Source organism: Phenylobacterium sp. (assembly GCF_030697925.1).
Classification (GTDB): Bacteria; Pseudomonadota; Alphaproteobacteria; order Caulobacterales; family Caulobacteraceae; genus Phenylobacterium.
The window spans coordinates 1-11,290 of the sequence record NZ_JAUYOJ010000026.1; the positions used below are offsets into that span (position 1 = coordinate 1).

Annotated in this window: 10 protein-coding genes and 2 pseudogenes; 7 read left to right on the plus strand and 5 right to left on the minus strand. The window is 67.5% G+C overall.

Features of this window, described 5'->3' with window-relative positions; genetic code table 11:
• The 6 genes from Q8Q88_RS03275 to Q8Q88_RS03300 all read left to right on the plus strand — a co-directional run.
• Positions 1–706, plus strand: a 706-nt coding sequence (locus Q8Q88_RS03275; protein WP_305673768.1) for an LLM class flavin-dependent oxidoreductase, incomplete at its 5' end; no start/stop codon positions are given.
• Between the two features lie 13 nt (positions 707–719).
• On the plus strand, positions 720–1,496 hold the full coding sequence (locus Q8Q88_RS03280; protein WP_305673769.1) for an alpha/beta fold hydrolase: 777 nt from the start codon (positions 720–722) through the stop codon (positions 1,494–1,496).
• A 71-nt stretch (positions 1,497–1,567) separates the two neighbouring features.
• On the plus strand, positions 1,568–1,777 hold the full coding sequence (locus Q8Q88_RS03285) for a dodecin family protein (RefSeq protein WP_305673770.1): 210 nt from the start codon (positions 1,568–1,570) through the stop codon (positions 1,775–1,777).
• Between the two features lie 82 nt (positions 1,778–1,859).
• On the plus strand, positions 1,860–2,198 hold the full coding sequence (locus tag Q8Q88_RS03290; RefSeq protein ID WP_305673771.1) for a cytochrome c5 family protein: 339 nt from the start codon (positions 1,860–1,862) through the stop codon (positions 2,196–2,198).
• Positions 2,195–3,589, plus strand: coding sequence for a D-arabinono-1,4-lactone oxidase (locus tag Q8Q88_RS03295; RefSeq protein WP_305673772.1), 1,395 nt, complete (start codon positions 2,195–2,197; stop codon positions 3,587–3,589). Before Q8Q88_RS03290 ends, Q8Q88_RS03295 begins: the two co-directional genes overlap by 4 nt.
• An 80-nt stretch (positions 3,590–3,669) precedes the next feature.
• A complete protein-coding gene (locus Q8Q88_RS03300; RefSeq protein ID WP_305673773.1) occupies positions 3,670–4,563 on the plus strand; it encodes a DsbA family protein in 894 nt (297 codons plus the stop codon).
• On the opposite strand, the gene Q8Q88_RS03305 is transcribed toward Q8Q88_RS03300, so the two are convergent.
• The 5 genes and pseudogenes from Q8Q88_RS03305 to Q8Q88_RS03325 all read right to left on the minus strand — a co-directional run bounded on the left by Q8Q88_RS03305 (position 4,560) and on the right by Q8Q88_RS03325 (position 11,023).
• The gene (locus Q8Q88_RS03305) at positions 4,560–5,795 is read right to left on the minus strand and encodes an acetyl-CoA C-acetyltransferase (protein ID WP_305673774.1); all 1,236 of its coding nucleotides are present in this window, start codon (positions 5,793–5,795) and stop codon (positions 4,560–4,562) included. The genes Q8Q88_RS03300 and Q8Q88_RS03305 overlap by 4 nt on opposite strands.
• A gap of 152 nt (positions 5,796–5,947) precedes the next feature.
• On the minus strand, positions 5,948–6,562 hold the full coding sequence (locus Q8Q88_RS03310) for a PEPxxWA-CTERM sorting domain-containing protein (protein ID WP_305673775.1): 615 nt from the start codon (positions 6,560–6,562) through the stop codon (positions 5,948–5,950).
• A 210-nt stretch (positions 6,563–6,772) separates the two neighbouring features.
• Positions 6,773–7,222, minus strand: a pseudogene (locus Q8Q88_RS03315) (PEPxxWA-CTERM sorting domain-containing protein); the annotation flags it as partial.
• 427 nt (positions 7,223–7,649) lie between these two features.
• Entirely contained in the window at positions 7,650–8,852 is a 1,203-nt protein-coding gene (locus tag Q8Q88_RS03320; protein WP_305673777.1) for an acetyl-CoA C-acyltransferase, read from the minus strand.
• 89 nt (positions 8,853–8,941) lie between these two features.
• Positions 8,942–11,023, minus strand: a complete 2,082-nt coding sequence (locus tag Q8Q88_RS03325) for a 3-hydroxyacyl-CoA dehydrogenase NAD-binding domain-containing protein (RefSeq protein WP_305673778.1) — start codon at positions 11,021–11,023, stop codon at positions 8,942–8,944.
• Positions 11,024–11,200: 177 nt separating this feature from the next.
• On the opposite strand from Q8Q88_RS03325, the pseudogene Q8Q88_RS03330 reads away from it, so the two are divergent.
• A pseudogene (locus Q8Q88_RS03330) lies at positions 11,201–11,290 on the plus strand (3-oxoacyl-ACP reductase); the annotation flags it as partial.

Here is an 11,290-nt window from a genome sequence, read left to right on the forward strand (position 1 = left end):
CAAGCCGCATCCCCCGGTCCACATCCCCGGCGGCGGGTCGGTGGAGACCTACGACTTCTGCATCGACAACACCTATTCCTATTCCTACCTCAGCTTCTCCGGCTACCTGCGGGCCCAGGCCCTGATGAACGGCTACTGGAAGCGGGTCGAGGAGCGGGGGGTGGACAAGAGTCCCTACCGGGCCGGCTTCGCCCAGACCATCCTGGTGGCCGACACCGACGAGGAGGCCGAGCGACTCTATTCCGAGCACGTCAGCTATTTCTACAATCGCTGCCTGCACGTCTATCCGGGCTTCGCCGACGCGCCGGGTTACCGGACCATCAAGACCATCCAGACCGGCGCGCTGAGCCAGTACGCTCCGCCGCGCGGCGGCTACACCCAGCTCACCTGGAAGGAGCTGACCGAGCAGGGCCACGTGATCGCCGGCTCTCCCGAGACCGTCCGCCAGCGGATGGAGGAGCTGATCAAGGGCCTCAACGTCGGCAACATCTTCTGCCTGATGCACGTGGGAAACATGCCAGCCGACAAGTGCATGTATTCCACCAAGCTGTTCGCCGAAAAGGTGATGCCCAAGCTGCGGAACATGTTCCCCGACTGGGACGACGACAACCGCTTCTGGACCAGCCCGCTGGATAAGCGCGTGAGCGCCGGCCGCCTGCCGAAGGAGGCGCCCACCGGCGCCGACCTCGCCAAGACCTACGCCTGAGGGGACAGCGATCATGGAACTGAAGACCGTCCAGACCCGGCACGTCCCCGTCCGCTACCTGGAAGGCGGCTCCGGCCCCGACCTGGTGTTCCTGCATGGCGCGGGGGGCCTCACGGCCGAGGACCCGTTCCTGAACGCCCTGGCGCAGCGGCATCATGTCTACGCCCCGCTGATCCCGGGCTATGGCGACAGCGAGGAATGCCCCGAGATCCGCGACATGCTGGATTTCACCCTGCACAGCTGGGACGTGGTCGAGGCCCTGGGCCTGAAGGACCCGATCCTGGTCGGCCACTCCATGGGCGGCATGATCGCCGCGGAGATGGCCGCCCTCGCGCCCAACGACGTATCGCGCCTCGCCCTGATCTGCCCGGCCGGGCTGTGGGACGACGACCATCCGATCGCCGACCTCTTCTCGCTGATGCCATACGAGATGCCGCAGATGCTGTTCCACGACGCGGAGGCCGGCGCGGCCATGCTGACCGCCGGGCGCAATGTCGAGGATCCGAACTTCCTGCAGACCTATCTGGTGACCAATGCGCGCCAGCTGGGCATGGCCGGCCGCATCCTGTTCCCGATCCCGGAACGGGGGCTCGCCCAGCGTCTCTACCGGATCAAGGCCAGGACGGTGGTGGTCTGGGGCGACAGCGACAGGCTGATCCCGCCCTTCTACGCCCACGGGTTCAAGAAGGGGATCGCCGGCGCCGAGCTGGTCTCGATCCCCGAGGCGGGCCACATGGTGATCCTGGAAAAGACCGGCGCCGTGGTCGAGGCGGTTGGCCGGCTGGGCTGAGCCTTCGCACCGCTTGCCGTTGCGTCGATTGCGGCGCTCAATGATGGCCGGGGGATGCAAGGGAGAAGCCTATGAGCGTCTACCGTGTCACCGAGATCATCGGCACGAGCGAAACCGGTTGGGAGGACGCGGCCAAGCAGGCCCTGGCCGCGGCGGCGGGGTCCTTGCGCGAGCTGCGCGTCGCGGAGGTGACCAAGCTCGACATCGCTCTCGGTGCGGATGGGAAGATCGAGTCCTTCCGCACCAAGCTCAGCGTCAGCTTCAAGTACGATCCGAGCTAGGGCTCTCGCCCACCCGCCGCGAGACGTCACCGGGGACTCAAGGCTAAGCTCAGCCGGACGGCGAATGCTGCGGGAGGGACCTTTGAAGCATCTGGTGCTGCTCGCGCTCGCGGGCCTGATCCTCTGCGCCTGCGGGCCGAAGCCCCCGCCGCCGGCCAATCCGTCCAGCCTCGCGCCCGCCGACGTCCGGCTGGCGGGCCTGTACGAGGGGTCGTGCAAGGCCTGCCACGTCAATCCGCAAGCGGGCGCGCCGCTGGTGGGAGACGCCAAGGCCTGGGCGCCGCGCTGGAAGCAGGGGGAGTCCGTGCTGCTCGACCATGTGATCCAGGGCTACAAGGCCATGCCGGCCACCGGACAGTGCGCCGCCTGCACGCCCGACGACTTCCAGGCCCTGACCCGGTTCATGGCGGGCAAGTCGTGATCTCGCGGCGCGCGACATTGGCCGCGGGGGCCGCCGGCGTCGTGGCCGTGGGGGCGGGCGGGACCTTCCTGGCGACCCGCGACAAGCCCGAGCCGCCGTCCCCGCCCAGCCTGGACGCCGACAAGCGCCTGCTCTGGCGCAACTGGTCGGGGATCGAGCACGCCTATCCCGCCGCCCGGCTGGCCCCCAAGTCCGAGGCCGAGGTCGTCCAGGCGCTCAAGACCGCCGTCGCGCCCGTGCGCGCCGTCGGGGCCGGGCATTCGTTCACGGCGCTCGTGCCGACCTCCGGCAGCTTGATGACCCTGGACGGGCTCGCGGGCGTCGAGCGCTGGGAGGGCGAGGAGGCGGTGGTCTGGGCCGGGACCCGGCTGGGCGCGCTTGGCCCGACGCTCGCCGAACGCGGTCGCGCCATGGCCAATCTGCCCGATATCAACAAGCAGTCCCTGGGCGGCTGCCTGGGCACCGCCACCCACGGCACGGGCAAGGCGCTGAAGGCCATCCACGGCGACGTCACCGCCCTGCGCCTCGCCACGGTCTCCGGCGAAATCCTCGACTGCGACGCCAATCAGAACGCGGACGTCTTCCAGGCCGCCAAGGTCTCCCTGGGCGCTCTGGGCGTCATCACGCAGGCGCGACTCGCCACCACCTCCAACCGCCGGCTGCACCGGCGCGTCTGGATCGAGCCGTTCGAGGCGATGGTCGAGGCGGCCGAGGCGCGCTGGAACAGGCATCGCAATTTCGAGTTCTACGCCGTCCCGTTCACCGACCTGGCCGCCGGGATCAGCCATGACGAGACCGACGCCGCGGCCACCCCGCGCGCGGCCTCGACCGACGACGCCTTCCTCGAGGTGTTGAAGCAGCTCCGCAATCTGACCCGGTTCTCCTCGCCCCTGCGCAAGGCCGCGGCCAAGGCCCTGCTGGGCTCGGCCGAGCCGGAGGAAGCCATCGACGAGGGCTGGAAGCTGCTCTCCACCGAGCGGCCTGTGCGCTTCAACGAGATGGAGTTCCACCTGCCGGTCGCCACCCACCTGGCGGCGCTTAAGGCGGTGGTCGCCGCCATCGAGACCCATCGCCCGGATGTCTTCTTCCCCATCGAGGTTCGACGCATCGCCGCCGACGAGGCTTGGCTCTCGCCCTTCCAGGGCGGGCCGCGCGGCTCCATCGCCGTGCATTGTCACTACAAGGACGAGTACGATTTTCTGTTCAGCCTCATCCAGCCGATCCTTCGCAAGCACGGCGGCCGGCCGCACTGGGGCAAGCTGCACAGCCTGAAGGCGCGCGACCTCGCCGCCCTCTATCCGAACTGGAATGACTTCCTGGAGGTCCGCCGCCGGCTCGATCCGGAAGGGCGGCTGCTCAATCCGTATCTAAAGGCCCTGTTCGGGGTCTAGGCGTGGCGGAATGGTTTCCCTTGCCAAGCGCGGGGGCGGGGTTGACGCTCGATCCCCACAAGTCCCCGGGAGGAGCCGCCATGCAACGTGTCGAGGCTGTCGAATATACCGACGCCGTCTGCTCCACCGCCTGGGGCGCCGAGCCCTTGCTGCGGTTGCTGGACTGGCGGTTCGGTGAGCACATCGCCTGGCGCAAGGTGATGGGCGGCCTGGTGGGGAACGCCGCCACCGGCAAGGAGGGCTGGGACCGGGTCAGCGCCGCCGAGCCGATGCTGGCCTATTGGAAGCGGGTCTGGCGCCTGACGGGCATGCCCTATCCCAACCCCATGCGCCTGATGCTGCAGTCCACGGACCCCTTGGGCCAGGCGGTGAAGGCCGCCGAGCTGCAGGGCCAGGACGTGGCCCACGCCGTGTTGCGCCGGTTCCGCGAGCAGATCTTCGTCTTCGGTCTGGGGCCGCAGATCCCCGACGAGTTCGATGCGGCGACGCAAGGTGTCCCTGGCCTCGACCACGCCCGCTGGCGCGCCGACCAGGCCCGCGCCGAGGTCGCCGCGGCCTATCGCGCCGACTGGGAGGAGACCCGCACGCCGAACGACTATGTGCGCAACCTCAAGCACGACAGCCCGATGAACGGGGAGCTGAAGCACTCCGAGGGCCGTGACCGCTACGCCCTGCCGACGGTGATCTTCAAGGGGCCGGGCGGCGAGCACACGGTGGCGGGTTGGGTCCCTTATGAGGACTATGAAGCAGGCCTGGAGGCCGCCTTGCCCGGCGTGACCGCCAAGCCGCGTCCGGACCCGACGCCGGCGCAGGCCTTCGCCCGCTGGGGAATGCTGACGGCCAAGGAACTGGCCTTGCTGTGCGGCGAGGACGCCAGGCCGCCCGCCGCGATCCTCACCCACGACTGGGGCGACGGCGTCGTCTACTTCACCGCCGCCGAGGCCCAGGCCCGGGGTCTGGCTGTCCCTGCCTAGATCCGCTCGATGATGGCGGCCGGGGCCATGCCGCCGGCGGCGCACAGGGTGGCCATGCCGACGGTCAAGTCGCGGCGCTCCATCTCGTCCAGCAGGGTGCCCAGGATCATGGCCCCGGTTGCGCCGATCGGATGGCCCAGGGCTATGGCCCCGCCATTGACGTTGACGATGTCCGGATTGACGTCGAGGTCGCGCATGAACTTCAGCGGCACCACGGCGAAGGCCTCGTTGATCTCGACGAGCTGGATGTCCTTCATCGACATGCCGGCCTTGCGCAGCGCCTTGCGGGCCGCCGGACCGGGCGCGTTCAGCATCAGCTCCGGGGAATCGCCGGCAGTGGCGATGGAGACGATCCGCGCCCGCGGCTTCAGGCCGTGCGCGCGGGCGTAGTCCGGCGAGGCGATGACCACGGCCCCGGCGCCGTCCACCACGCCCGACGAATTGCCGGCATGGTGCACGTGGTTGATCTTCAGGTCCGGATAGGTGGCTTCCACCAGCCGGCGGAAGGAGAGGCCTTCCTCGTCCAGCGGCATGTCGTAGAGGGCGGCGAAGGCGGCCTTGAGCTGGCCCAGGCCCTCGAGCGTGGTCTGGGGCCGCGGATATTCCTCGTTGTCGAGGGCCAGCGAGCCATCGTCGTTATAGACCGGGATCAGGCTCTTGGAGAAATAGCCGTTGGCCATGGCATGGGCCGCGCGCCGCTGGCTCTCGACCGCCAGCTTGTCCACGTCGTCGCGGGTGAAGCCCTCCAAGGTCGCCACCACGTCGCCGCAAACGCCCTGGTGCGGTTGCGGATGGATGGCGCGCAGGTGGGTGTTGAGGCTGTCGAGGGTCGGGCCGGCCTGCCGCTTCAGGGTCGAACCATGGGACATGCTCTCGACGCCGCCGGCGATCACCAGGTCCTGGGCGCCGGACATCACGCCCATGGCCGCCAGATTCACCGCCGTCAGGCCCGAGCCGCAGAAGCGGTCCAGGCTCATGCCGGGCGCCTCGACCGAATAGCCGGCGTCCAGCGCCGCCATCCGGGCGATGCAGGAGCCCTGCTTACCGCTCTGGGTGCCGCAGCCGGCGATGACGTCGTCCACATCGGCGGTGTTCAGCCCGTTCCGCTCGGCCAGCGCCTTCAGCACCGTCGAGAGGATCCGCTGCGGGTGGACATTGGCCAGCCCACCCTTGTCCACCTTGCCCACGCCCCGCGGCGTGCGCGCCGTATCGATGATCCAAGCCTCGCCCATCGGAATATCCTCGCCTTGTCGCACCGCCTCGCGGGCGGAATTCGCCAGGACATTGGCCCCCCGTACGCCACGGCAGGCCAGCGGAATTTCTCGCGATGCGAAAAGGGGCCGCCCCGACGGACGGCCCCAGATCGTGCCGAGATCGGTCGCTCCTAGGCGAGGACGGCCGTCTGGCGGCGGCGGCGCAGGGCCGAACCGGCCAGGCCGAAACCGGTGATCATCATGGCCCAGGTCGCCGGCTCGGGAACGGCGCTGCCTGTGCCTTCGAGGTTCACCCGCACATTGTCGATGCTGACATTTCCCTCGACGCTGTCGCCCACGAAGGAGAACCCGCCGATGCCGTTTGTCGAGACCACCGAGAAGTGGTTGTAGGCTCCCGGGTCGCTATAGGCGCCGGGATTGTAGGGGAGAACGACGGACAGGAGCGTGGCTCCGGCCAGGTCCCAGATCCGCAGCGTGGGGGTGGCGTAGGCGGCGACGTCGATTTCGAAGCTCGACAGGGTCGCGCCGAACGCGGTGTTGAAATTGATCACCGCGTCGGCGCCGTTGGCCAGGCCATCCGCGATCCAGAGGCCGTCCGGATTGTTTCCGCGGCCGGCGCCGGCGCCGTAGTAGTTCTCAAGGTTGGAGTTGGTCGCCAGCCAGCCCGATTCCCACCCTGGGAAGGGCGCCTCGAAATCCTCGATGAGCGTCGTCGCCATCGCGGGCGCGGAAACCGAAAGCGCCAGCACCGACGCTGCCGCAGCGAAACCCAGTCTAAAACGCATTGAACACCCCATCTGCCGCAGACTTGCGACCAGCGCCCGGAAGTCGGGTCCTGTTGGGGTTTGTTAGTGATCAGTAAACCTTGAGGCCGCCGCCCCCTTTTGGGGGTGTGGCGACGGCGCAACGTGAATTTTCCCGTGTCAGGGGAATGACTTGGCCAAAGAAAGGGCCGCCCTCGCGGGCAGCCCTGGAAGATCGATCCGTGGACGGCGTCAGGCGAAGGCCGCGACGCCACGACGGCGGCTGGAACGGACCATGGCGCCGGCGCCGAAGAACCCGGTGATCATCATCGCCCAGGTGGCGGGTTCGGGGACGCCGCTGGTCAGCACGTTCCCGGTCACGGTGATGTTGTCCAGGTTCAGACCGCTCGAGGTGACCGATCCATCCGTGCCGAACTGGAAGCGCAGGTTGACCAGCTGGCCGTCGAACCCAGAAAGGTCGAAGCGCGCCGTTCCCGAGGCGCTGTTGGCCAAGGCGACCTGACCCAGTTGGGCCATGTGGACGTCGCCTTCGTCGGTGTAAGCCAAACCCGAGACCGGGGTCAGCAGGCCGGCCGGCGGCAAAAAGGCGCCCAGCGAGGCCAGGACGTTGAAGCGGTCGTAGTGGCTCTCGGCGTTCATGATGTAGTCGAAGACGATCTGGGCGCCGCTCACGCCGGTGAGATCGAGCGCCAGGTCGTAGAATGAGTACTCGTAGTCGCCGTACCAGCCCGCGTGGCCGACTGTGCCGTTGTGGATTCCGAAATTGCCGCCGACGGCTTCGTTGGCGTTCAGGCCGCTGCTGAAGTCCTGCGAATAGATCGTCGAGGCCTGGGCCGGAGCCCCGGCCATCACGCACGCGGCCAGGGCGGCCGCCGCCAAAAGCTTCTTCATTTGAACTTACCCCACTCAAAGAGGCCGGCGACGCGAACCCCTTGGTCCTGGGCCGGCTGAGCGTGGCTAATGATCGGTTAATCGTCGCGAGGCCGCCCCCTTTTGGGGGTGTGGCGACGGCGCAACGTAAACTTTCCCGTGCCAGGAGAATGACTTGGTCATGAAAAGGGCCGCCCTCGCGGACGGCCCCCTCAAGATCGTTCAATATTGAACGATATTAGAAGATCTCGAACAGACCCGCCGCGCCCATCCCGCCGCCGACGCACATGGTGACGACGCCGTACTTGGCGCCGCGACGTTTGCCTTCGTGCAGGATGTGGCCGGTCGCACGGGCGCCGGTCATGCCATAGGGGTGGCCGATGGAGATGGCGCCGCCCGAGACATTGTACTTTTCGGGATCGATGCCGAGGTGGTCACGGCAGTAGAGGCATTGCGAGGCAAAGGCCTCGTTCAGCTCCCACATGTCGATGTCCTCGATCTTCAGGCCGTTGCGCTCCAGCAGCTTGGGGATCGCGAACACCGGGCCAATACCCATTTCTTCCGGGCCGCAGCCGGCCACGGCCATGCCGCGATAGGCGCCCAGCGGGGTCAGGCCGCGACGCTCGGCTTCCTTGCGCTCCATCAGCACCACAGCGGCGGCGCCGTCGGAGAGCTGGCTGGCGTTGCCGGCGGTGATGAACCGGCCTTCCTTGACGTACTGGCCGCCCTTGAACACGGGGGCCAGCTTCTGCAGGTCGGCCAGGGTGGTCTGGGGCCGGTTGCCCTCGTCCTGGGTCAGGCGGACTTCCTTTTCGGAGAACTCGCCGGTCTCCTTGTTCTGCACCAGCATGATCGAGGTCAGCGGCGCGATCTCGGCGTTGAACACGCCGGCGGCCTGCGCCGCGGCGGTGCGCTGCTGGGACTGATAGGCGTACTCGTCCTGGGCTTCGCGGCTGACATTGTAACGATCGGCCACGATCTCGGCGGTCTCGAGCATCGAGGTGTGGATTTCCGGAACGTGCTCGTTCAGCCACTTATCGCTGGTGCGGTAGCGGTTCATCTTGTCGTTCTGGACCAGGCTGATGCTTTCCAGCCCGCCGCCGACGGCGACGGTCGCCCCGTCGTTGATGATGTACTTGGCGGCCGTGGCGATGCCCATCAGGCCCGAGGAGCACTGGCGGTCCAGGGTCATGCCCGAGACGGTGTTGGGCAGGCCGGCGCGCAGGGCGGCCTGGCGGGCGATGTTGTTGCCGGTCGAGCCCTGCTGCAGGGCCGCGCCCATGACCACGTCGTCGATTTCGCCTGGATCGACGCCGGCGCGGGCCACGGCCTCGGCGATCACGTGGCCACCAAGTTCGGCGCCGGAGGTGTTGTTGAACGCGCCGCGATAGGCCTTGCCGATCGGCGTGCGGGCGGTGGAGACGATAACGGCTTCACGCATGAAGGTGTGTTCCTAAGAGTTGGGAGGAAGGTGTCCTGCTCTACCGCCCGGCGCGAGGCCGGGCGGCTGTCTCTGGATGATGTTCCGCCTTAGAGGTCGGCGAACTTCTTGTTTTCGGAAACGAGCTTTTCCAGCAGCGGGGCGGGCTTGAACTGGTCGCCCATCTTGGCCTGGAATTCCTGCATCTTGGCCAGCACCTTGGCGGGGCCGATCTGGTCGCCATAGTGCATCGGGCCGCCGCGATAGACCGGCCAGCCGTAGCCGTTCTGCCAGACCACATCGATGTCGGAGGCGCGGATGGCCTTACCCTCTTCGAGGATCTTCATGCCCTCGTTGATCATCGGATAGATGCAGCGTTCCAGGATCTCCTCGTCGCTGATCTTGCGCGGGTTCGCGCCCGACTTGACGATGAAGTCGTTGATCACGTTCTCGGTGAACGGGCTGGGCTTGGCGTTGCGGTTCTCGTCGTAGTCGTAATAGCCAGCGCCGGTCTTCTGGCCGCGGCGGTCGGCTTCGCAGAGCACGTCGCGGATGCTCTCGCCGTTGGACTTCTCCTTCACCCAGCCGATGTCCAGGCCGGCCAGGTCGCTCATGGCGAACGGACCCATGGGGAAGCCGAAGTCGTAGAGCACGCGGTCGACCTCCCAGGGCATGGCGCCTTCCATGACCAGCTTCTGCGCTTCGCGCTGGCGCTGGCCCAGGATGCGGTTGCCGACGAAGCCGGGGCAGACGCCCACCAGGACAGCGATCTTGCCGATCTGCTTGGCCAGCTTCATCGAGGTGGCGATGACGCTGTCGGAGGTGTGGTCGGCGCGGACGATCTCCAGCAGCTTCATCACATTGGCCGGCGAGAAGAAGTGCAGGCCGATGACGCTCTCCGGACGCTTGGTCACCGAGGCGATCTCGTCGATGTTCAGGCCCGAGGTGTTGGTGGCCAGGATCGCGCCCGGCTTACATATGGCGTCCAGCTTGGCGAAGATGTCCTTCTTGATGTCCATGCGCTCGAACACAGCCTCGATCACCAGATCGACGTCGCCGAACGAGTCCTCCATCGACAGCGAGCCGGTGATCAGGGCGCAGCGGTCCTCGACCTGCTGGGCGGTGATGCCGCCGCGCGAAGCCGTGCGCTCGTAATTCTTGCGGATGGTGGCCAGGCCCCGGTCTAGCGGCTCCTGCCTCTGTTCGACGATCACCACCGGGATGCCGGCGTTGGCGAAGTTCATGGCGATGCCGCCGCCCATGGTGCCGGCGCCGATGATCCCGACCTTCTTGATGGGGATCAGCGGCGTGTCGTCGGCGATGCCCGGGATCTTGTTGGCCGTGCGCTCGGCGAAGAAGGAATAGCGCTGGGCGGCAGACTGCGGGCCGCTCATCAGCTCGCCGAACAGCTTACGCTCGACTTTCAGCCCCTCCTCGAAGGGCAGGTTCACCGCCGCCTCGATGGTCTGGATGTTGTATTCCGGGGCCAGGAAGCCGCGGAACTTGCGCGCATTGGCCTTGCGGAACTCGGCGAAGATCTCCGGCTTGCCGCGGGCGGCCTCGACCTTTTCGTTCTGGTCGCGGATGCGGGTCAGCGGGCGGTTCTCGGCCAGCACTTTCTTGGCGAAGGCCAGGGCGCCTTCGCGCAGCTTGCCTTCCTCCACCAGCTCATCGGCCAGGCCGCCGGCCAGGGCTTCCTTGGCCGGGACGTGGCGGCCGGAGGTCATCATCTCGAGCGCGCGCTCGGGGCCCACCACGCGGGGCAGGCGCTGGGTGCCGCCGGCGCCGGGCAGCAGGCCCAGGTTCACTTCCGGCAGACCGAATTTCGCGGACGGAACCGCCACTCGATAGTGGGCGCACAGGGCGACTTCCAGGCCGCCGCCCAGGACGGTGCCGTGGATGGCGGCGATCACCGGCTTGGGCGAGTTCTCCATCATGCCCTGGACGTCGAACAGGCTGGGCCCGGCCATGGCGCCGCCGAACTCGGTGATGTCGGCGCCGGCGATGAAGGTGCGGCCTTCGCAGATCAGCACGATCGCCTTGGCCGCCGGATTGGCGCCGGCCGCCTTGAAGCCCTCATAGAGGCCTTCGCGGACCTTGGCCGACAGGGCGTTCACCGGCGGTGAGTTGAGCGTGATGACGGCGACATCGCCTTCCAGCGAAAGGTCGGTCACCGAATTGATCTCGGCCATGGGGGGCGCATCCTCGACTGATGGAAGGGGCGGCTCGTAATAGCTGGCCGCGCTCGGATTCAAACGGTTGTTTATAGGCCCGGCCGGACGCGCGCGAGTCAAAAATCCGTTGGGTTTGCGAGCGCCGAACTCGGGTCTATGAGCGGTGATAACGATCACCCTAGGGAAAGGCGCCACATGGCTCAGGGACTGTTTTCGCTGGAGGGCCGGGTCGCCCTCGTCACCGGCGGTTCGCGCGGCATCGGCAAGATGATCGCCAAGGGCTTC

Bases quoted from the DNA above. Each gene is read 5' to 3' on its own strand.
- Q8Q88_RS03285 (WP_305673770.1), top strand. From the start codon at position 1,568: ATGAGCGTCTACCGTGTCACCGAGATCATCGGCACGAGCGAAACCGGT.
- Q8Q88_RS03280 (WP_305673769.1), top strand. From the start codon at position 720: ATGGAACTGAAGACCGTCCAGACCCGGCACGTCCCCGTCCGCTACCTG.
- Q8Q88_RS03320 (WP_305673777.1), bottom strand. From the start codon at position 8,852: ATGCGTGAAGCCGTTATCGTCTCCACCGCCCGCACGCCGATCGGCAAG.
- Q8Q88_RS03305 (WP_305673774.1), bottom strand. From the start codon at position 5,795: ATGGGCGAGGCTTGGATCATCGATACGGCGCGCACGCCGCGGGGCGTG.
- Q8Q88_RS03300 (WP_305673773.1), top strand. From the start codon at position 3,670: ATGCAACGTGTCGAGGCTGTCGAATATACCGACGCCGTCTGCTCCACC.
- Q8Q88_RS03310 (WP_305673775.1), bottom strand. From the start codon at position 6,562: ATGCGTTTTAGACTGGGTTTCGCTGCGGCAGCGTCGGTGCTGGCGCTT.
- Q8Q88_RS03325 (WP_305673778.1), bottom strand. From the start codon at position 11,023: ATGGCCGAGATCAATTCGGTGACCGACCTTTCGCTGGAAGGCGATGTC.